Annotated in this window: 1 protein-coding gene; it reads right to left on the bottom strand. The window is 70.4% G+C overall.

Annotation, left to right across the window (positions count from 1 at the left end):
* Complete coding sequence (locus ACTWPB_RS26655; RefSeq protein ID WP_446223242.1) at nt 1-24,357, bottom strand: non-ribosomal peptide synthase/polyketide synthase; 24,357 nt, start codon at nt 24,355-24,357, stop codon at nt 1-3.
* Between the last annotated feature and the right edge of the window lie 369 nt (nt 24,358-24,726).

Below are 24,726 nucleotides of genomic sequence, written 5' to 3' on the forward strand. Positions count from 1 at the left end.
CTATGCGCCCATCGCCCCCGCCCGTGCATCGGCCCTCGTCGCCGGGTCCTCGCTCGCGAACCCGCGGGCATCGGATCCGCGCGCGTCGAGGACCGCCGCGATCCGGGCCAGCGCCGCCTCGCCCGCCATCGCCCAGTGCGTGGCGTCGATGCCGTGCCGGTGGACTGTGCCCTCGACAGCGGTGGCCCAGCTCGCCGCGCCCCGTGATCCGCTCGGGTCGTCGACGGTGGCGGCGAAGTAGACGAGGTCACCGTCGAAGCGGCGCGGACGGTAGTCGTCGACCATCCGCATCGAGGCGGTGGCGGCGTCGATGATGCGGGCGATGCGGGCACGGTCGAGTGCGGCCAGTGGTCCGCCGATGCCCGCGGCCGCGGCGGCGAGGCCGTCGGTGTCGAAGGCGAGATCGTCACCGGCGAGGCCGCCGAGCAGGTCACCGACGGTCGGCATCGGGGTTTGTTCGGGTCCGTCGCCGAGCCAGCTGTCCATCATGGCCAGCTGTGCCACCGGCTCGCCGTCGGCTTGTAAGCCGGTGGCGACGGCGTGGGCGAGTAGCCCACCCAGCGACCAGCCGAGCAGGTGATAGGGACCCTGCGGCTGCACTGCGCGGATGGCGGCGATGTAGCGCTGCGCCCAGGCGTCGATGGTGGCGGGCAGCGGTTCGCCGGCGGTGAGGGCAGGCGACTGCAACCCGTAGATCGGGCGCTGCGGGTCGAGGTGGCGGGTGAGTCCGGCGAACGACCAGGACACTCCGCCCACGGGGTGGATGCAGAACAGTGGTGCGCCCGTGCCGCCCGCTCGCAGCGGTAGCAGTACCGCGAACGCGTCCTCGCTCGAATCATCCTCGGCGCGTAGCCGTTCCACGACGACGGCGGGCGTGGGGTCGGTGAAGAACCACGCCACCGGCACCGTGCTGCCCAGCGCGTCACTCAGTCGCGAGGACAGCTGGACCGCGGTGAGGGAGTTACCCCCGAGGTCGAAGAAGTTGTCGTCCATGCCGATTCGATCCAGTCCGAGCACCCGGGCGAACGCGCCCGCCACGAGTCGCTCGGTCTCGGTGATCGGCGCCCGGTAGGTCGCTTGGCGAAGTTCCGGCTGCGGGAGGGCGCCGCGATCGAGTTTGCCGGAGGTGTTCACCGGCAACGCGGCCAGCTCGACTACCACCGCGGGCACCAGATAGCCGGGTAGTTCCACCGCCAGTGCCGCACGCAGCGACGCCGCATCGAGGAACGAACCGCCCCGCGCCACCGCGAAATCGGCGACAGTACCAGCTCCGGCACCGGCAGCTCCAGCGCTCGCGCCGGCCGCCATACCGACAGCTCGAGCGCTCACATCGGCGACAGCACCAGCGCTCGCACCAGCACTGCCTACAACAGCGTCAGCGGCACAACCAACCGCACCGGCAATGCCGCTCGGGTTGCCCTCGGCACCGCCACGCTCGAACTCCTCGCTGCGCGATGCGACCACGTAGGCGACGAGCCGATCCGCGCCGACCCCGGACACTACGGCGGCCGCGGCCTGCGTGACCCCCGGCTGCCGCTGGAGCGCGGCTTCGACTTCGCCCAGTTCGATGCGCTGGCCGTTGAGCTTCACCTGCAGATCGGCGCGACCGACGTATTCCAGTGTGGGAGTGTCGCTTCCACGCAGCCGGACGAGGTCACCGGTGCGGTACATCCGCGCACCGACCGCTCCGAACGGATCGGACACGAACCGCTCAGCGGTGAGTTCGGCCGACCCCACGTAGCCGTGCGCGAGCTGTGCACCGCCGACATACAGTTCGCCGGTGACCCCCGGCAGCACCGGCCGCAGCCTGGCATCGAGCACATAGAGCCCGGTGTTCCACACGGGCGCACCGATCGGCACCGTGACGAGGTCATCATCGGTCACCACATGACTGCTCACCTGCACCGCGGTCTCGGTGGGCCCGTAGAGGTTCACCACCTTCGCCCCGATCAGCGCTCGCACCTGCTGTGCCAGCGCAGCGGGCAACGCCTCGCCACCCGCGAAGACCCGGCGCAGCGAATCTCCCCCACCGTCGTCGGCGGCGCCGAGCCGCGACTGGATTGCGCCTTGCGCTGCCACTCCCCGACCGGCTCCTCGCAGCGGTCCTCCTTCGACGTCGCCGCCGTCAGCGGTGGACGTCCGGCCCGCGGTAGCGGACGCGTTCGGATCCGCGGGTGCCTGCACCAGGTGCGCGACATACGCCGCGAGCAAGGTCGGCGCGAATTGCACTGTGTCGATGCGATGTCGGGTGATCAGCTCGGCCAGGTAGGCCGGATCGCCGTGGCCGCCGGGGCGGGCGATGACCGTTCGGGCACCCACCCGCTGCGGCAGCAGCAGCTCCCAGATCGAGGCATCGAAGGTCGTCGGTGTCTTGTGCAGCACGGTGTCGCCGGCGGCGAACCCGAAACGCTGTGCCAGCCAGTCGAGTTGGTTGACGATCGCGCGGTGCGAGACACCGACACCCTTGGGCAGGCCGGTCGATCCGGACGTGAAGATCACGTACGCGGTGTGCTCGGGCAGTAGCGGCTGCGCACGCTCGGCGTCGGTGATCGGCCCCGCCGAGTAGGCGGTGAGGTCCACCGTGTCGAGCGAAACCGCGTCGAGCCCGTGCAGCGGGAGCCCAGCGCGGTCGCGGCCGGTGGTGAGCACGCACGCCGGTTGCGCGATCCGCAGGATGCGGGCGACGCGCTCGGCCGGATGGTCGGGATCCACCGGCACATAGGTGCCACCCGCCGCCAGCACCGCGTACACCCCGACGAGCAGCTCGGTCGACCGGCGCACGGCCACCGCCACCGCGGAATCCGGCCCCACACCGTGTTCGATCAGATGACGGGCGAGCCGGTTCACCCGCGCCGCGAACTCGGCGTAGGTGAGAACGGTGTCACCGTCGATGAGCGCGACGGCGTCCGGTGTCGCGGCCGCCTGGCGATCGAAAGCTGTGGGCAGCACGCCGACCGCGTCGCCCCGCCCCGGCAGCATCATCGCGTCCGGTACCGCGGCGAGCCGGCGACCGGACTCCGCCGTGCCGCGCTGGGCGGCGGAGCTATCGGTGAGCGTGTCCGATCCGATTCGCAGACCGGAGATGCGAGCCGGATACGCAGTGTCGCACCAGCTCTCGAAGATCCGGCGGTCGCCGTCGGTGATCAGGTCGATATCGCCGACCAGGCCCTCCGGGTGTGCCGTGACCGCGTCGAGGACCCGCACGTAGCCGTCGGCGATGCGGGTGGCCGTCTCGGCGTCGAACAGATCGGTGGCGTAGGTCAGGCTCACTGCGCAGCCACCGTCGGCGGTGTCGGCGAGTACCAGGTCCAGGTCGAACTTGGCGATGGCGGCGTCGGCTTCCATTCCGGTCACGGTGAGGTCGGGCGCGACCACCTCGACCGGGCTCGCGGCCAGGTTCTGGAAGGCGAGCATCACCTGGAACAGTGGGCTGTGCGCGGCCGAGCGGTTCGGGTCGAGCACATCGACGAGCCGCTCGAACGGCACCTCCGCGTGCTCGAAGGCATCCAGGTCCGCCCGCCTGGTCTCGCGCAGCAGCGCGGTGAACGAGGCGGCGGGGTCGACACCGGTTCGCAGCACCAGCGTGTTGACGAACATGCCGACGAGATCGTCGAGCGCCTGCTCACCGCGACCCGCCACCGGGGTGCCGATCGCGATGTCGCCAGTGCCGCTCAGCCGCGCGAGCAACGCGGCCAGCGCGGCGTGGGCGACCATGAACTCGCTGACGTCGCTGCGACGAGCCAACTGCCCCACCCGCTGCCACACCGATTGCGGCACAACAGTGTCGACACTCGCACCACGGTGTGACGCGACAGCCGGACGTGGCCGGTCGACGGGAAGTTCGAGCAGTCCGGCCAGTCCCGCCAATTCGCCGCGCCAGAATCGCAGCTGCCGTGCGGCGACCGATTCCGCGTCGTCCTCACTACCCAGCACCGCACGCTGCCACAGCGTGTAATCGGCGTACTGGACTTCCAGTGGCGCCCAGCCGGGTTCGGTGCCCGCACGCCGGGCGAGGTAGGCGGCGGTGGTGTCGCGCAGCAGCGGCCCGGCGGAGAATCCGTCGGCGCTGATGTGATGAATCACCACGACCAGCACGACTTCGTCGGTGGCACAGCGCAGTACGCGCACCCGCACGGGCGGTGCGGCGGTGACATCGAATCCACGCCCGATCTCGGCCGCGACGATCGCGGGCACCGTGATCGGATCGACGGTCTCCACCACCGGCGCCGGCACGAACTCCCACACCGCCTGGTGCCCGATCCCGTCGAGCGCGGGGTAGGTGGTGCGCAGCACCTCGTGCCGGTCGAGCACATCGGTGACCGCGGCGGCCAGCGCGCCCGCGTCGACATCGCCGGTGAGCCGCACCGCGATCGGGATGTTGTAGGCGGCGGACTCGGGATCGAGGCGGTTGAGCAGCCACATGCGCTGCTGGGCCGCCGAGAGCGGAATCCGCGCCGGTCGCTCGCCTGCTGTCAGCGCGAGCCCCGCGCCACTGCCTGCCCGCACCGCGAGCACGGCCGCCAGGTCGGCTACGGTGGTCGCTTCGAACAGGGTGCGCACCGGCACCCGGGTCGACAATGCCGCACCGAGCCGGGCGGCGACCCTGGTGGCGATGAGCGAGTTGCCGCCGAGTTCGAAGAAGTCGTCGTCGAGCCCGACCCGCTCGCGCCCGAGCACCGCACCGAACACCTCGGCCACCGCCCGCTGGGCCGCGCTGACCGGCGCCCGGAACGGCCTGGCCACGAATTCCGGTGCGGGCAGCGCCGACCGGTCGAGCTTGCCGGAGGTATTGAGCGGGAACGTGTCGAGCACAACGATCACCGACGGCACCATGTACGACGGCAGCACCGCCCCCACACCCGCGCGCAGCGCGGCCGGATCCAGCGCGAGGCCCGGCGTCGCCACCACATACCCGACGAGCTGGTCACCGGTCGCACTCGCCGAGACCACCGCCGCGGCCTGACCGACCCCGGCCAGCCGAGCGAGCGCGGTCTCGATCTCGCCGAGTTCGATGCGCTGACCACGGAACTTCACCTGGAAGTCGATGCGCGCCAGATAGACCAGCACCCCGTCGCGAGTCCATTTCACCAGGTCCCCGGTGCGATACATGCGCCCGCCCCGGTGATCGTCGGCGCGGCCGTCGCCGCCGGAACCCGCGGCGTCCAGACCCGAGTCCGCGACAGCGCCTACCTCGTCCGCACCGACGAACGGGTCCGCGACGAATCTGTCCGCCGTGAGGTCGGCGCGGCCGAGGTACCCGCGTGCGAGCTGTTCCCCCGCCAGGTACAGCTCACCGGCGACTCCCGGCGGCACCGGGCGCAGCCGTTCGTCGAGCACATACACGCGCGAATTCCATTCGGGCACACCGATAGGCACCGTCTGCCCGGTCGCACCGTCGGCCGGCCACGCCGTCACCGACACGGCAGCCTCGGTCGGCCCGTACAGGTTGTGCACCGCCGCAGTCGATTTCGCACGCAGCGCGCCGACAGACTCCGGTGTGAGCGCTTCACCGATCGCGAGGACGAGCCGCAGACTCGTCAACTGCGCGGCGTCGGCGTGCGCGGCGAAGATCGCCAGCATCGACGGCACGAAGTCGACGACGGTGATCCGCCGCGCGGCGACCAGTTCGGCCAGGTACAGCGGGTCGCGATGCCCGTCCGGGGCGGCGAGCACCAGGGTGGCGCCCGCCGCGAGCGGTGCGAAGAAGCCCCACACCGACAGGTCGAACCCGGCCGCGGACTTCTGCAGGTACACGTCGTCGCCGTCGAGGTCGTACTGCTCGATCAGCCAGGCGATCTGGTTGCGAATTCCGGCATGGCTCATGGCCACGCCCTTGGGTTTACCGGTCGAGCCGGAGGTGAACAGCACGTAGGCGAGGTTCGATTCCCGCAGGGGGGCGCCGAGTTCTGCCTCCGCGACCGGATGACCCGGGTAGCGGGTGGTGTCCACATCATCGAGCACGACGATCCTGGTCGGCGCGCCACGCCGCGATGCACCGGCCGTGGCCGCGACTCTCGGACTCGGCGAGCCCGCATCGCTCCCGATCGCCGACGACCCGGAGGTTTCGCCCGCGGGCAAATCGGACTCGGCCGTGGTCGGTGTCCCCGATTCGGTCACGCCCGCGATGGTCGGGTCCTGGGTGGGAGCCTGGTCGGGATGGAGCGAGCCGCCCGGTGCCGGCGCGTCGAATTCGTCGCGTGCGGTGGTGAGGACCAGGCGGGGTCGGGCGGTGTCGAGGACTTGGGCGATGCGGTCCGCGGGGTGGTCCGGGTCGATCGGCACATACGCGCCGCCCGCGGTGAGGACCGCGTACATGGCGACGACGAGTTCGGTGGAGCGCCGGATGGCGAGCCCCACCAGGGTGTCGGGGCCGACGCCTTCGCCGATCAGGTGCCGGGCCAGGCGGTTGACCTGGGTGTCGAGTTGCGCGTAGGTCAGTGCCGTGTCCTCGAACACGAGCGCGGCCGCTTCGGGGTTCGCCCGAACCCGCGCGCGGAACGGGGTGAGTAGCGTTGCGGTGCTGTCGATCTCGTGCGTGGTGGCATTCCACTCGGTGAGGATGCGGGTCCGCTCCGCGGGTTCGAGCACCTCGACCGCGTCCAGGAGTGTGTGCGGCGCTGCGGCGACGGCGGTGAGCAGGCGTTCCAGTCGCCCTGCGATCGCCACCGCGGTCTCGGCGTCGAACACGTCGTCGGCGTAGGTGAGGACGCCGGTGATGCCCGCGGCCGCGCCGTCGTTCGCGTAGTCGTCGCTCACGATGAGGTGCAGATCGAATTGCGAGAGCTCGTTGCCGGTGTCCAGCCCCGACACGGTGATCCCCGGCAGTGCCAGCTCGGCACGCTCGAAGTTCTGGAACGAGAAGCCGACCTGGAACAGCGGATGCCGGGCGGTGGAACGCGCCGGATCGAGCACCTCCACGAGCCGTTCGAACGGCACCTCGGCATGGGCGTAGACGGCGAGGTCGGTCGCGCGCTGGCGAATCAGCAACTGCCGGAACGACTCTCCCGTTCGCAGGTGGGTACGGAAGACCAGCGTGTTGACGAACATGCCGATCAGGTCTTCGAGCGCGGCCTCACCGCGACCGGCCACCGGCGTACCGACGGTGATGTCGGCACTGCCGCAGAGGCGACCGAGCAGCGCGGCGAACGCGGTGTGCACGACCATGAACAGCGTGGCGCCGGATTCCCTGGCCAGCGCGCTGAGCCGGGCGTGCGTGCCGGCGTCCAGGGTCACCGGCACGGTCCCACCGACGAGGGTCCGGATCGCCGGGCGCGGTCGATCCAGCGGCAACGCCAGCTCATCGGGCAGGTCGGCGAGTTCGCCGCGCCAGAAGTCGAGCTGGCGGGCGGCCACCGATTCGGGATCGGCTTCGTCGCCGAGCACCGCGCGCTGCCACAGCGCGTAGTCGGCGTACTGCACCGGCAGCGGCGTCCACCCCGGTGCCGCACCGTCGCGACGCGCGAGGTAGGCCGTCATCAGGTCACGCACGAGCGGCGGCATCGACGAGCCGTCGGCGCTGATGTGGTGCACGACCATGGCCAGCACCGCTTCGTCGGCGCTGATCCGATACAGCACCACCTGCCAGGGCACACCCACCGTGACATCGAAGGTGGTGGCGGCCAGCGCCGTCACCGCGTCCACGATCTGCTCGGCGGCGATGTCGCGAACCCGCAGTGCCACACCGACTTCGGCGGCGGACAGGATCTGCTGCACCGGGCCTTCGGTGGTCTCGGGGTAGTAGGTGCGCAGCACTTCGTGGCGACCGACGAGATCGTCCACCGCGGCGGCGAGCGCGTCGAGATCGAGCACGCCGCCCAGTCGCACCGCGATCGGCACGTTGTACCCGGCCGAGTCCGGATCGAACCGGTTGAGGAACCACATGCGCTGCTGGGCGGGCGAGAGCGGAATCGACGCGGGCCGCTCCCCCGCGACCAGCGCCAGTCGTGCCGCGCCGCCGTGGGTAGCGAGCGCGGCGGCCAACGCGGCCACCACCGGCGCCTCGAAGATCCGCGCCACCGGCACCTGCCGGTTCAGCGCGGCCCCGAGCCGCGCGGCGACCCGGGTCGCGATCAGCGAGTTGCCGCCCAGATCGAAGAAGTCGTCATCGGCGCCGACCAGCTCGACACCGAGCACCTCGCCGACCACCCCGGCCACCAACTGTTCCGCCGGCGTTGCCGGAGCACGGAATTCACGAGCGAGGAGCTCCGGCGCGGGCAGTGCCCGCCGGTCGAGCTTGCCGGAGGAATTCACCGGGAAGGCCCCGAGTACAACGAACGCACTCGGCACCATGTAGGCCGGAAGTGCCTGCTGTAGCGCGGCTTTCACCACCGCGAGGTCGAACGTCGATGCGCCTTCTCCGTCACTACGGCCAGCGGCGGCGTAGGCACCGAAGCCGGCGGCAGCAGTAGCGCCGACGGCGGCAGGCGTGTCGGGGCCAGCGGCACCGGCAGCAGCAGCAGCAGCGGCAGCGGCAGCGGCAGCGGCGGTAGTCGCGGGGGGAGCGGCAACGGCAGCAGCGACAGTAGCGGTAGCTGCGGCAGCGGTCGCGACAGCAGCGGTCGCGACAGCAGCGGTAGCGGCAGCAGCAGCGGTAGCGGTAGCGGTAGCGGTAGCGGTAGCAGCAGCGTCGGCATCGGCAGTCGCGTGGCTCGCCTCGGCGGGAACGAGGTACGCGGTGAGGTAGGCGCCGGTGCCGTCGTCGCGGACGGTGACCACTGCTCGTTCGATGGTGTCGAGACCGGTGAGGACCGCTTCGATGTCGCCGAGCTCGATGCGCAGGCCGCGCAGTTTCACCTGGAAGTCGGTGCGGCCCAGGTATTCCAGTTCACCCGAGCGGGTGCGGACCACGAGGTCGCCGGTGCGGTACATGCGGTCGCCGGGAGCGCCGAGCGGGTTGGCGACGAAGCGGTCGGCGGACAGGTCGGGGCGGCCGAGGTATCCGCGCGCCAGCTGGACGCCGGCCAGGTACAGCTCACCCGGTGTGCCGACCGGAACGGGGCGCAGGCGCGCGTCGAGCACGTGCAGGGCGGTGTTGGCGACCGGAGCGCCGATCGGCACCGTGGCGATATCGGCGTCGGTGACCTCGTGGAAGCTGACGTCGACAGCGGCCTCGGTGGGCCCGTACAGGTTGTGCACGGCGACACCGGGGATCAGCGCGCGCAGGCGCTGGGCATCGACGGCGGGCAGAGCCTCACCGGAGGCGAACACTTGCCGCAGCGAAACACACTCGGCGGCAAGCGGTTCGGCGAGGAAGGCTGCCAGCATCGACGGCACGAAGTGGGCGACGCCGACTCCGGTGCGGGTGATGACCTCAGCCAGGTACGCGGGGTCACGGTGCCCGTCGGGGCGCGCGATCACCAGGGTGGCCCCGATCTGCAAGGGCCAGAACAGTTCCCACACCGACACATCGAAGGTGATCGGCGTCTTATGCAGCACGGTGTCGGCGGCATCGAGCCGGTAGGCGTCCTGCATCCAGACCAGGCGGTTGACAATCGCGGTGTGGGTAACCGCAACGCCCTTGGGCTTACCGGTCGAGCCGGAGGTGAACAGCACATACGCCAGGTCGGCGCCACGCAGCGGCCGGATCCGATCGGCATCGGTCACCGGGTCGGCAGCGAACCCGGACAGGTCGAGCGAGGCGGGCTCGACAATGCGCGTGGCAGGCCCGACTACCCGCGTGCCGCGTTCGCCTGCACGCCTGCCAGGTTCGATCGTGTCGGTGGTCGGCTCGACGGTGTGCGTGGTGGACTCACCTGGACGAGTGACGGATTCGATCGGACGGTGGCCGGTGTCGATGTGCGTGCCGGGATGGACTCGGCGTGCGCCGGTTTCGGGGAAGCCGGCGGCGGCCAGCACGCAGACGGGAGCCGCGGTCGCCAGGACATCGGCGATCCGGTCGGCCGGGTGGTCGGGATCGAGCGGCAGGTACGCGGCGCCGGTGGCCTGCACTGCGTAGAGGGCGACCAGCAGATCGATGCCGCGTCGCAGCCCGACACCGACTACCGCGCCCGGGCCCACCTGCTCGGCGATCAGCCAGCGCGCCAGTCGGGCGACCCGAACCGCGAACTCGCCGTAAGTAATCCGCTCGCCCTCGAATTCGAGGGCCACCGCGTCGGGAGTACGCGCGGCCTGCGCGGCAAACAACGAGACCAGCGTCGCGTCGGTGTCGAGCGGGGCGGCGGTGTCGTTCCACGACCTCAGCTGGGCGGACTCCGAGACATCCAGGAGATCGATCTCGCCGACCGCGATCCTGTCATCGGCGACAACCGCGCTCAGCACCCGCACGAACCGCGCACCGAACGACGTCACCGTATCGGCGTCGAACAGATCGGTGGCGTAGCGCAGCCAGCCGCGCATGCCGGGTTCCCCTGCGGCACCGACGATCTCGTTGATCGCCAGCGACAGGTCGAACTGGGTCGTCTGCGCGGGCATCGCGAACTCGTCGATCCGTAGCCCGGGCAACTCGACGGTGGCGTCCTCGCGATGCTCGAAGGCGAGCATCACCTGCACGATCGGCGAATACGCTGTGGAGCGAGCCGGATTCAGCTCGTCGACGAGCCGCTCGAATGGCAAGTCCGCGTGCGCGAAGGCCCGCAGATCAGCCGCGCGCACCTCGGCGAGCAGCTCACCGAACCCGGCACCGGGATCGACCGCCGTGCGCAAGACGAGGGTGTTCACGAACATCCCGACGAGATCGTCGAGCGCGGCATCGGCCCGCCCGGCGACCGGGGTGCCGACGAGCACATCCGCGCCCGCGCCCTGACGAGAGAGCAGCACCGCGAACGCCGCGTGCACCACCATGAAGGTGGACACCCCGTGCCGGCGAGCCAGCGCCTCGATCCCCGCGACCACATCGGCGGGCACATCGAACCCGACAGCCCCACCCGCACCCGCGCGCACGGCGGGCCGAGGACGATCTGTCGCCAGCTCGAGAACCGGTGCGACCCCGGCCAATTCGTCACGCCAGTGCGCCACCTGCCGCGCCAGCCGCGACGCCGGATCAGCGGCGTCCCCGAGCACGGCACGCTGCCACAGGGTGAAGTCCGGATATTGCACCGGCAGCGGCTCCCACACCGGCGCGATCCCCCGAGCGCGCGCGGCGTAGGCGGTGATCAGGTCCCGTGCCAACGGCGTCGTCGACACACCGTCGGCGGCGATGTGATGCACCGCGAGCACCAACACATGCTCGGAATCGTGCGAAGCAGGGCCATCCACGGCAGCGAGACGCGTCACGGCATCGCCATCCACGGCAGCCAGACGCGACACGGCATCGCCATCCACGGCAGCCAGACGCGACACGGCATCGCCATCCACGGCAGCCAGACGCGACACGGCATCGCCATCCACAGCGTCTGCGGCCACGATGGCGTGAGCTGACGGGTCCGTTGCGACAGCCCCGGTGCCGGACAGCCTGACAGCGTGATCGGTCACCGCGGGACAGGTTCCTGCCTCGTCGGATCGGCGGTCCGCGAGTTCGACCCGCGCCGCGCGACGCAGCAACGCGGCGCGAAGCGGTGGCTGGGTGGTCAGGTCGTAGCCCTCGCCGATGATCGTGCGCACGGCATCGGCCAGGTCGGGCTCAGCGATCTCGCGCACGATGGTGGCAGGCCGCACCGCGTCGACGGGCAGGACCACCTGGGTCGGACCGTCGGCGTCTTCCGGGAAGACCGTGCGCAGTGATTCGTGCCGGTCGAGGACATCGGCGAGCGCCGCCCACAGGGCAGCGGTGTCGAGGTCACCGGTCAGGCGCAGGGCGATCGGCAGGGTGTAGACGGCCGATTCGGGATCGATCCGGTTCAGCAGCCACAGGCGAGTCTGCGCCAGCGACAGCGGGATTCGATCCGGGCGCGGTCCCACCACCGTGAGCGGGGGCAACTGTTCGAGGCCGGTCCCCGCGCGCTCGGCGAGTCCGGCGACGGTCGGTGCGTCGAACACGTCGCGCACGTCCAGCGCACTGCCGAGGGCCGCGTTGGCTCGGGCGACAAGCCGCATCGCGAGCAGCGAATTGCCGCCGACGGCGAAGAAGTCGTCGTCTGCACCGATGCGCGCCACCCCGAGCAGGTCACCGATCACGCCCGCGAGAACGGTCTGCGCACCCGGTCGCGGTGCCACATATTCGGTGGTGGTGGACAGGCCGGCGGCCGGTAGCGCGGCCCGGTCGAGTTTGCCCGCGGGGTTGAGCGGCACGGTGTCGAGCACGACCAGGTGCGAGGGCACCATGTACGCGGGCACCCGGGCCGCGACGTGCGCCCGCACCGCCACGCTGTCGACCTGGCCCGCGACATACCCGACCAGACACTGCCGACCGGCATCGTCGGTGGCGGGCAGCACGGTCGCGTGGGTCACACCGGGAGCCTCGCCCAGCGCGGCCTCGATCTCGCCCAGCTCGATCCGCAGTCCACGGATCTTCACCTGGAAGTCGTTGCGCCCCAGATAGACCAGCGCACCGTCGCGATCGCGGCGAACCAGGTCGCCGGTGCGGTACATGCGGGCGCCGACCGCGCCCGCCGAGGGCGATCCCGCAGGGTCCTCGGATACCGCCGCGAACGGATCGGCGACGAAGCGGTCGGCGGTCAGATCGGGCCTGCCGAGATAGCCGCGGGCCAGCTGGTCACCCGCGAGATACAGCTCTCCCGCCACACCGCAGGGCACCGGGTGCAGGCGCTCGTCGAGGACATAGGCGCGCACGTTCCAGGTGGGCCTGCCGATGGGCAGCTCGGTCTGCTCGACCGGCGCCGTGATCGGCTGGAAAGTACTGGTGATCGCCACTTCGGTCGGGCCGTAGGTGTTGTGCAGCTCGCCGGGGATCGCGGCGAGCACGGTGGCAGCCAGCGGGGCGGGCAGTTCCTCGCCGCCCACGTGCAGCATCCGCAGCCCACTCAGCGCGTCACCGAGCCCTTCGGCCAGCATCGCGGCCAGCACCGACGGCACGATCTCCATGATGGTGACGCCCTGCTCACGCACCACCCGCGCCTGGTATGCCAGGTCGAGGTGCCCGCCGGGACGCAGCAGCACCAGCGGGGCACCCAGCAGGGCGGGAGCCAGCAGTTCCCAGAGCGAGACGTCGAAGGTGAGCGGCGCGCGCTGCAGGAAACGGTCCGCTGCTGTCATGGTGTATTCACCACGCAGCCAGCAGATTTCATTGACGACGGCGCGATGGGAGATGAGCACACCCTTCGGTGTGCCGGTGGATCCGGAGGTGAACAGCACATACGCCGGGTGCTCGGGGTGCAGCGGCGCAAGGCGTTCGGCATCGGTGAGCGGAGCTCCCGAGACACTGCCACGCACCGATTCCTCGAGCTGGGCGACGGTGAGCACCGGGAATCCGGAGCGCGACGCGGCGGCGAAATGCACCGATGCCGTGGCAGATCGGATGCCGCTGTCCACATGATCGAGGTCGCCGGCGGATGCGACAACAACGAGTCGCGGCAAAGCGGTCGCCAGCACATGCCCGATGCGTTCGGCGGGCTGGCCCGCATCGATCGGCACGTACACGCCACCGGCGGCGAGCACACCGTGCAGCACCACCAGCAGTTCGATGCCGCGCGGAACAGCAACGGCCACCGGCGTTTCCGGCCCGACTCCGCAGTCGATCAACCGGCGGGCGAAGCGGTTGGCCCTGGCGGCGAGCGCGCCGTAGGTGATCTCGGCACCTTCGAATACCGCCGCGACAGCCTGCGGATCACGCGCGGCCGCCGCATCGAGCAGGTGCGCCGCGAGCGGGGCACGCACGCCCAGCTCAGCCAGTGCGCCGTCGAGTGCGACCACCTCCCCGTGGGGACCCGCCGGCAGCGCGTCCTCGTCGGTGTCCGCGAGCAGGGCGAGGTCACCGACGGCGGTGCCGGGTGCCGTGACCGCGTCCCGCAGCACCCGCTCGAGCATCCCCACCATCGTGGCGATGGTGTCGGCGTCGAAAAGGTCGGTGGCGTAGCGCAGTTCGAGGTCGAGGCCGTCGGGCGCACCGTCGGGCGCGAAGCGGTCGACGAAGGTGAAGTCCAGATCCACTTCGATCGGCGCGTCCGGCAGGGTCAGCCCCGACAGGGTGAGACCCGGCAGCTCGAACGCGGTTCTGCGCTGGTTCTGCAGTGCGAGCGAGATCTGATACAGCGGCGAATAGCCCTGTGACCGAGCCGGATTCAGGGCATCGACCAGGCTTTCGAACGGCACATCGGCATTGTCGAAGGCATCGAGATCGTCCGCGCGGACCTCGTCGAGCAGATCGCCGAAGCGGGCATCGGCGTGGACCCGCGCACGCAGCACCAGCGTGTTGACGAACATGCCGACGATGTCATCGAGCTCGCGATGGCCGCGACCGGCCACGGGTGTACCGACAACGATGTCGGCACCGGCCGAGAGCCGCGCCAGCAGCACCGAAAGGCCCGTGTGCAGCACCATGAACGGGGTGGCGCGGTGCGCCCGAGCCAGCTCCTCGATCCCGCGATGCAGGTCGGCACCGAGGGTGGTGGTGAAGGTGGCGCCCCGGTTGGAGGCGATCAGCGGCCTGCGCCGGTCGGCGGGCAGCGTCAAGACATCGGGCAAGTCCGCGAGCCGGTGGGTCCAGTACCCGAGCTGGCGGGCCAGCGGTGCGTCCGGGTCGTCAGCACTGCCGAGCCCCTCGGTCTGCCACAGCGCATAGTCGGCGTAGTGCACAGCCAACGCTGGCAGCCGCGGCTGCGCACCCGCAACGCGTGCGGCGTAGGCGGCCACCAGATCCCGGATCAGCGGCCCCATCGACCAGCCGTCTGCCGCGATATGATGCACAACGAGCACCAGCACGTGTTCGGTCGCCGCCACCCGGAGCAGTGCGGCGCGCACCGGCACCTCGATGGTGATATCGAACCCACCGGAGAGGACCGACACCACCGCCGCGGGCACGTCATCGGCAGCCACGTCGACGACGGCGAGCTCGGGCATGAACGCCGGACCGACGAGTTGTGTCGCCTGCCCGTCGAATTCGGGATAGGTGGTGCGCAAAGTCTCGTGCCGGGCGATCAGATCACCCAGCGCGCCACGCAGCGCCGTCGAATCCAGCTCGCCGCTGAGCCGGATCGCGACTGGGATGTGGTACGCGGCGGAGTCCGGGTCGAAGCGGTGCAGGAACCACATCCGCTGCTGCGCGGGTGAGAGCGGAATCCGCTGCGGGCGTTGACCTGCCACCGGTCCACGCCTGCTACCGGTGCCACGCAGCGCGTCCAGCCGCACGGCGAGTCCGTCGACCGTGCTCACCTCGAACAGTTCCCGCACCGGCACCCGAGCATCGAGCGCGGCACCGAGCCGCGCCGCCAGCTGCGTTGCCAGCAGGGAATTGCCCCCAAGTGCGAAGAAGTCGTCACCGGCACCGACCCGGTCGAGGTCGAGCACCCCGGCGAATGTCGCGGCAACGATCCGCTCGGTGGCGGTCGCGGGCTCCCGGTAGTCGAGCTGCCGTGATTGCGGCGCGGGCAGTGCCCGACGGTCGAGCTTGCCGGAGGCGTTGACGGGCAATTCGTCGAGGAAGACGTAGGCGCCGGGGATCATGTATGCGGGCAGAGCCGCGGCGATCGCGGCATCGAGGTCACCGGACGTGGGCGATGCCGAGGTGAGGGATTCGGAACCCCGGGCGACCGGGAGCGCACCGGCAGCACGGACCACGTAGGCAACGAGCTGGTCGGGTCGGCCTTCGTCCGAGCGCACCAGGACGGCGACGCGGCTGACGCCGGGGACCGAGGCGATCGCGGCTTCGATTTCGGCCGGTTCGATGCGCAAGCCGCGCAGTTTCACCTGGAAGTCGGTGCGGCCGAGGTAGTGCAGCGCCGGGCCGTCCGGGCCGGTGCGCCAGGTGACCAGATCGCCGGTCCGGTACAGGCGCTCGCCCGCGCCGAAGGGGTCGGCGACGAAGCGTTCGGCGGTGAGATCGGTGCGGCCGTGATAGCCATCGGCGAGCTGCGCGCCTGCCACATACAGCTCCCCCGCAACACCGGCCGGGACGGGACGCAGGCGCGAATCCAGCACATACACACGGGTATCGGCGACCGGTGCGCCGATCGGCACCGTGGCGCCGGGCTCGTCACCGACCTCGTGTGTGGTGACCTGGATGGCGGTTTCGGTCGGGCCGTACAGGTTGACCACCGTCGCACCGGTGATCGCGCGCACCCGGCGGGCCAGGTCGGTTGTCAGCGCTTCACCGCCCGCGAAGACCAGTCGCAGCGATTGCGCCTGCGCGGCAACCGGTTCCGCCACCACAGCGGCGAGTACCGACGGCACATACTGGACGACGCTCACCCGATGACGCACGGTGGCTGCCGCCAGGTACGCCGGATCACGATGCCCATCAGCGGTGGCGAGCACCAGCCGCGCCCCGGCTTGCAACGGCCACAGCAGTTCCCACACCGACGCGTCGAAGGTGAACGGTGTCTTCTGCAGCACCACGTCGTCGGCCCCGAGCGGGTATTCCCGCTGCAACCACAGCAACTGGTTCACCGCGGCCTTGTGCGGCACCGCCACGCCCTTCGGCTTGCCGGTGGAGCCCGACGTGAACAGCACGTACGCGAGGTGCTCGGGGCGCAGCGGTGCCACCCGCTCGTCATCGGTGATCGGATCGCCGGACAGTCCCGACAGGTCGAGCGTGTCGACCTCCAGCACCGAATCCCCCTCGGCCACATCACTTCCAGCCGATGTCAGCACACAGACCGGTGCCGTCTGCCCCAGCACATCGGCGGTCCGCTCGGCCGGATGATCCGGATCCACCGGCACATACGCCGCACCGGCCGCGAGCACCGCGTGCACCGCGACCAGCTGCTCCACGCCACGGCGCATCGCCACCGCGACCAGCGAGCCCGGTCCCGCCCCGAGCCCGATCAGATGACGGGCCAGCCGTGCGACTCGAACACCGAACTCCGCGTACGAAAGCTCCACTGCTGCCGTGGCATCGTCGGCGCCACCCAAGGAAACCTCAGGAGACGCACCTCCAGCGTGGTGTGCGACGATCGCGTCGACTGCCGCGTGCTCGAGCCGGGAAATCGCGTTCGATGACGCTCCGATTCCGAGGAGCGCGCCATCCGCGGCTACTCGAGCGCCATCTTTGGCCGGCGTGCCCGCATCGAACGTGCTCGCCGGTGGACAACCCGGCAATGCCGCCGACTCCAGGGCATGACGCCTGGTCACCAATTCGTCCCTCGACCCGGCTGCGGGCAACGTATCGAGCGCGCGCGTCGCAGCGGCGCCCGTGGCCGTCGGCGCGTCACCGGCCGCGGCGGGGTCCGTGTCGACGACCACCGCGATGGCGTGTGGAGTTGCGGCAGCTTGGTCAGCGAGGAGTGAGGCGAGAGTCGCGGCGTGGTCGGTGGCGGTGGCGGTGTCGTTCCATGTGGTCAGGAGTTGGGTCCGCTCGGCCGGGTCGAGGAGATCGACGTCGCCGACGGGGCGGGCCGGGTCGGCGAGAACACCGGTGAGTACGCGGTGCAGACGGGTGGCGAAACCGGCGATCGTGGTCGCGTCGAACAGGTCGGTGGCGTACAGGAAGGCGCCGGAAATGCCTGCGGGAGAGCCGTTGTCGTCGCGGTGTTCGGTGAGGGTGAGCTCCAGGTCGAACTTGGCGACGCCGGTCGGCAGATCGAAGCCGGCGACGGTGAGACCGGGGAGGACGAGTTCGCCCGGAGTGTCCTCGTTGAGCGACAGCATCACCTGGAACAGCGGGTTGCGGGCAGTGGAGCGGACCGGATCGAGGATCTCGACGAGGCGCTCGAACGGGACGCCGGCGTGACCGAAGGCCGCGAGGTCGGTATCGCGGACCTGGGCGATCAGCTCGGTGAACGGGGTCGCGGGCGCGACTTCGGTGCGTAGGACGAGGGTGTTGACGAACATGCCGACCAGATCGTCGAGCGCGCGTTCGCCACGTCCCGACACCGGGGTGCCGATCGCGATATCGGCGGTCGCCGACAACCGCGCCAGCAGCACCGCGAACACCGCGTGCGCCGCCATGAACACCGTGACACCCTGTGCGCGAGCGAATTCCGTCAGCGCTTGATGGGTGCCGGCATCGATCTCGACGTTGTGCAGCGCACCACGCCGCGACGCGACCGCGGGCCGGGTCCGGTCGGTGGGCAGCTCCAGCTGCTCGGGCACTCCCCCCAGCGCCGCGCGCCAGAACGAGAGCTGCTCGGCCGCAACCGATTCCGGGTCGGCCGCGTCGCCGAGCACCGCGTGCTGCCACAGGGCGTAGTCGGCATATTGCACGTCCAACGGCGCCCAACTCGGGGCCTCTCCGATGGCGCGCGCGCCGTAGGCCGTGAGCACGTCCCGGATCAACGGCCCGAACGAGAAACCATCGGCCGCGATGTGATGCAACACGATGACCAGCACATACTCCGCACCGGCGGAGCGCGACGCAGCAGCAGGCCCGGTGGCCCCGTCACGCGAGGCGCGATGCTCGAGTTGTTCCACGGCGCCGGCGCGTTGCGCCGGGAGATCGGGGGTAGCCGGGCCGGACTCCGCCGAATCCGCCTGTGCCGAGGCACTGTTCGCGGCAACGCGGAGCAAGGTCGCGCGAATCGGTGCGTCGACGGTGAGGTCGAAGCCGATGGCGACGACGGCACGCACGGCATCGGACAGGTCGGCCGCGTCCACGATATGGGGGTGAACCTCGGGAATGAGGCCGGTCGCCGGAAGGATCTCGGCGATGGCGTTGCCGTCGAGTTCCGGGTATCGGGTGCGCAGGACCTCGTGGCGGTCCAGCACGTCGACGATCGCCGCCTGGAGTGCGGCGATGTCGAGACTGCCGGTAAGGCGGACCGCGAGGGGGATGTTGTCGGTGGCGGAACCGGGGTCGAAGCGGTTCAGGAACCACATGCGCTGCTGGGCGGGCGAGAGCGGCAGCGGGTCGGGGCGTGGCCCCGCGGCCAGCGCGGGACCGGTGCCGGTGCCGCGCAGGCGGTCGGCGGCCGCGGCCAGCGCCAGCACCGTCGTGGTGTCGAAGAGCTGGCGGATGGGCACGCGGATGTCGAGGTCGGTACCGATGCGCGCCATCACCCGAGTGGCGAGCAGCGAGTTGCCGCCCCGGTCGAAGAAGTCGTCGTCGCGGCCGACCCGGTCCAGTCCGAGCACCTCGGCGAAAGCGTCGGCCACGACCCGCTCGGCGGCCGTTTCCGGCGCCCGGTAGACAGCGGCTTCGAAGACCGGTGCGGGCAGTGCGGACCGGTCGAGCTTGCCCACGGGGGTCAGCGGCACCGCGTCGAGCACGACGATCGCTGCGGGCACCATGTGGGTGGGCAGGTGCGCGGCGGTGTGCGCGATGAGCGCCGCGGTGTCGATCGCGGCACCGGCGACCCCGACCACGTACGACACCAGCACGGTCGCGCCCGCGTCGGTGCGGTGACCGACGGTCGCGGCGAAGTCGACGGCCCGATGCCGGGCGAGGACCGCGTCGATCTCGCCGAGTTCGATCCGGAAACCGCGCACCTTCACCTGGAAGTCGTTGCGGCCCAGGTATTCCAGGTCGAAAGAATCAGCGCGCCGCACCCAGCGCACGGTGTCGCCGGTGCGGTACATCCGATCACCGGGCGCACCATAGGGATTGGTGACGAACCGCCCCGCTGTCAGCGCGGGCCTGCGATGGTAGCCCCGCGCGAGCTGCGCACCCGCGATGTACAGCTCGCCGACGACGCCGACCGGGACCGGCCGCAGCCGCTCGTCGAGTACCAGTTCGGTCGTGCCTTCCACCGGCGCCCCCAGCGTGACAGGTGTTGTCGCACTGAGTGGTTCGCTGATGTTGGTGACGATGGTCGTCTCGGTCGGACCGTAGCCGTTGCGGAAGATCAGGCCCGGAATCGCGGCCGTCCAGCGTGCGAGGAGTTCCGTGGGGCATGCCTCACCACCGACCACCACCACGCGCAGTTCGTCGAGCCCCTCCGGGTTCACCGTGGCCAATGCCGAAGGCGTGATCACCACATGGGTCACCCGCTCGACCCGCAGCAACTCACCCAGCTCCGCCCCACCGAACACCCCGGCGGGCGCGACAACCATCGTCGCCCCCTCGGTCACGGTCAGCAGCAACTCGGCCACGGAGATATCGAACGACGGCGAGGCCACGTGCAGCACCCGCGCGTCCGCCGACGCCTGATACCGCCCCGCCTGCACCGGCAGATAGGCCGCGACCGCCCCGTGCGTGATCACGACACCCTTGGGCAGTCCGGTGGTGCCGGAGGTGTAGATGACGTAGGCGGGATCCAGCGGATCCACCGCCCGGCCACCTACAGCGCCCCGTCGGTCGACGCCGTTGTCGACGAGCGAATCCGCGGAATCGCCGCGAGCCTCAGCGGCGAGTGCCTCGGCACCGACCACCCGCTCGGCGATCCTCGAATCGGCCGTTCCAGCACCGTGTTCCGTCGTCTCGACGCTGGTCGCCGACGTGTCGATCACGAGCCAGTTCACCGTGGTGGGCAGGTCCGCCAGGACCGCGTCGGTCGTGATACCCGCTGCCGCACCGGAATCGGCGAGCATGTGGGTGATGCGGTCGGCGGGGTAGTTCGGGTCGACCGGGAGGAATCCCGCCCCGGACTTCACGACGGCCCAGACCGCGGTGACCGAGTCGGCCGAGCGCGGGATGCCCACGGCGACGAGGTCACCCGCGCCGACGCCGAGGGCGGTCAGGCGGGCGGCCAGGTGGGACGAGGCGGCGTCGAGCTCGCCGTAGGTGAGGGTGCGGTCACCATCGCGGATCGCGATCGCGGTGGGATCGGCGGCGGCGCACGACAGCACCGCCGGCAGCAGGGGAGCCGGCGTCGACGGGCCGCCGGTGCGGGTGGTCAGCTCACCGAACTCGGTGTCGATCAGCAGGGGCAGATCGGCTACCGGAGTCCGCGGGGCGGCGGCGATCGCGGCGAGCAGACCGGTGAAGCGGCGCGTCATCTGGGTGACGGTCTGCTCGTCGAACAGATCTGTGGCGTAGGAGAATTCGCCGGACAGACCATCGGCCGCGGAATCGCGCAGCGTCAGTGAGAGATCGAACTTCTCGACGTCATAGGGCAAGTCGACGGCGGCAGCGCGCAGACCGGGCAGTTCGAAGGTCGTCGTCGGCAGGTTCTGTAGCGACAGTGCCACCTGGAACAGCGGATGGCGACCGGCCGAACGCGGCGGCGCGAGCACCTCGACGAGCCGCTCGAACGGCAAGGTGGTGTGGTCGAAGGCGGCCAGGTCCCCGGCGCGGACGCGGCCGAGCAGGTCGGCGAACGGTTCGGCGCCACGCACCTGGGTGCGCAGCACGGCGGTGTTGACGAACATGCCGATGACGTCGTCGAGTTCGGCGGCACCGCGCCCGGCGACCGGCGTGCCGATCGCCACATCGGTGTTGCCCGACAGGCGCGCGATCAGCACCGACAAGGCCGCGTGCAGCACCATGAACAGCGTCGCACCCTGTTGCGCGGCAACCGCGTTCAGCGACGCGAGCACCTCGGCATCGAGCTCGAACGAGACCCGGCGCCCCCGCATCGACGCGGTGGCGGGGCGAGGCCGATCGGTCGGCAGGCTCGACTCATCCGGCAACCCGGCCAACGAGTCGCGCCAGAACGCGATCTCCCGCCCGGCCCGCGAGTCGGCATCGTCCTCCGCACCGAGCACAGCACGTTGCCAGAGGGCGTAGTCGGCGTACTGTACGGGCAGCGGATTCCATTGCGGCGCCGCACCTTCGGCGCGCGCACAGTAGGCGGTCATCGTGTCGCGCACCAGCGGACCGGCCGACCATCCGTCGGAGGCGATGTGATGCACCACCAGCACCAACACGTGATCGCCGTCGACCTCGAACAGCCTCGCTCGCACGGGGGGCGCGGCGGTGACATCGAATCCACGCAGGATCACGGCGGCCAAGGTGCCGGGCAGTTCCTGAGCGCTGATGCTCACGGGGTCGAGCAGCGTCGACAGCTGCGGCGCCGCAGCGGGAACGTCCGGCCCTGAGCGCCGGGAACCGGTTTCAGCACCGATAGCCCCCGGGCCTCGACCGGCATCGGCCTGGTCGGCTGCCGCCGCTGCGCCGTCGTCGCGGCCCGAATGCAGTTCGGCTGCGAGCAATTCGAGCGCCTCGGCAACAGGAACAACCCGCTGCGTCCCCACCCCGTCGACCTCGGGGTACACCGTGCGCAGCACCTCGTGCCGCGCGATCAGATCACCCACCGCCGCCCGCAGCGGGGCCCGGTCCAGCGCACCCGACAACCGCACCGCGATCGGGATGTTGTACGCCCCGGTCGCCGGATCGAACCGGTTCAGGAACCACATGCGCTGCTGAGCCGGCGAGAGCGGCAAGACCGCGGGACGCGGACCCGCGACGAGCGCGGGCCGATCGTCGACCACCCCGCCGTCGACCAGCTTCGCCAGCACCGCCACGGTGGGACTGTCGAAGAAGTCACGAACATCCACGCGCACACCGAACGTGGCCTGCAACCGGCCGATGGCGCGGGTGGCGATCAGCGAGTTGCCACCGAGGCGGAAGAAGTCGTCGTCCAACCCGATGGTCTGTACCCCGAGGAGCTCGCCGAACAATGCGGCGACGCGACGTTCGGTCGCGGTACGCGGCTCCCGGAATTCCGCGGCGGCCACCCGGAAATCGGGTTCCGGCAACGCCTTTCGGTCCAGCTTTCCGCTGGCGTTGATCGGCATCGCGTCCAGGCACACCAGCAGCGACGGCACCATGTACTCCGGCATCGACGCCTTGGCGTGCGCGAGCAACTCGGCCTCGTCGATCGCCTCGCCATCGACACTCACCACGTAGCCGACCAGCGCCTCACCCGCGGCATGCCGATGCAGCACCACCGCCGCGTTACCGACCCGCGGGTGCGTGGCCAGCACAGCCTCGATCTCCCCCAGCTCGATCCGCAGACCACGCAGCTTCACCTGAAAGTCGGTGCGCCCCAGGTATTCCAGTTCACCACGAGATTCGCGCACCAGGTCACCGGTGCGATACATGCGCGCACCGGCCACGCCGTAAGGGTTGGCGACGAACCGGTCCGCGGTCAGACCGGGCCGCGCCACATAACCGCGCGCCAGCTGAACACCCGACAGGTACAGCTCGCCGACCACCCCGGCGGGCACCCGATCGAGGTTCTCGTCGAGCACCAGCAGCCCGGTGTCGTCGGCCGGACCACCGATCGGCACCGACACCTCATCGAGCGCGGTCACCTCGTGCGCGGTGACGTCGACCGCCGCCTCGGTGGGCCCGTACAGGTTGTGCAGCGCGGTCGACGACAGCGTGCGCAGCCGCGCGGCGGTGGCAGCGGGCAGCGCCTCGCCCGAGGCGAACACCATCCGCAACGACGACAGATCCACCTCGGGACCCAGTTCACCGACGAACGCGGCCAGCATGGACGGCACGAAGTGAGTCACCGTGACTCCATGCGCCGCGATCAACGACGCCAGATACGCGGGATCACCGTGGCGCCCCGGTTCGGCGACTACGAGCCGGGCGCCGATCTGTAAGGGCCAGAACAGTTCCCACACCGACACATCGAAGGTGTAGGGCGTCTTCTGCAACACCACATCGGCATCGGTCATGGCGTAGCGGCGCTGCCGCCAATCCAGGTTCGCCACGATCGCCGCGTGGGTCACCGCCACGCCCTTCGGGCGGCCCGTGGAACCGGAGGTGAAGATGACGTAGGCCGTATTGCCGGCGCACACCCCGGAAACCACCGTGCCGGGCGCCGCGTCCCAGTCGATGTCATCGGTGCGCAGAACCGGCGCGCCGTTGAGATCCGGCTCATCGCGGGCACGCGTCACGACCACCACCGGGCGCGCCACCTCGAGCACATAGTGCAGCCGGTCCACCGGATGGTCGGGATCCAGCGGCACATACGCACCACCCGCCCGCACGATCGCGTGCACCGCGACGATCAACTCGACGCTGCGTCGCAGCGCCAACCCGACCAGCGTCTCGGGGCCGACACCCATCTCGACCAGCCGCGCCGCCAGCACCCGCACCCTGGCGTCGAATTCCGCGTAGGTCAGCACATCGGCACCGAACTGCACCGCGACCCGATCCGGCGTCCGCGCCACCTGCGCGGCGAACCGGTCGACCAGCGTCGCGGCGGCCGCGACTTCCATCCCCAATGCCGCCATCGCATCACCGGCCAGAGAATCCAGCAGCACACCGAAGGCCCCCTCGGCGGCATCGACCACGCCGGGGAACACCTCGGCGAGCACCACCTGCACGAGCGTGTCCGCGTCCAGGGCCCCACCGGTCAGCTCGGCCATCAGCGTGAGCTGAGCGTCGAGGTCGGCATAGGACACCGCGGTGCCGTCGAACTCGACCGCGATCCGCGCCGGATCCATCGCCGCGACCGTCGCCACCAGCGCTGCCAGCTGTTCTGTTTCCGCGCGCGCCGGAGTGGGGTTGGTCATCGCACACTGCCTTCCATTACCGGCCGCGGGTAACGCCACGCGGCCGCACAAACTCTCGGAACTCCCCGGCTCACACCTGGGGTGAGGTGGATCGGCGCAGGGGTGGCCAACCTCGGGCACCCTGCCCGAAATCCACCCGCTCACACCGGATTCAGTGCGATCGGCTATGACACGATCGCGGCAATCCGGCTCGCCGCCATACAACCAGCAATGACTCGGTTATCTCCCCGACCTCCTCGTCAACCCCGACACCAGAACCACGCGTTCGAACACGAGGAGAAGCGTATTCGTTTCAATAATAAACCGGACCAGATTCAGTCAAAATCACGGCTTGACGACACACTTTTCGACGCTGAGAACGGTCCAGCG

The sequence above is a fragment of the Nocardia sp. IBHARD005 genome (genome assembly GCF_052814245.1).

Bases quoted from the DNA above. Each gene is read 5' to 3' on its own strand.
- ACTWPB_RS26655 (WP_446223242.1), bottom strand. From the start codon at position 24,357: ATGACCAACCCCACTCCGGCGCGCGCGGAAACAGAACAGCTGGCAGCG.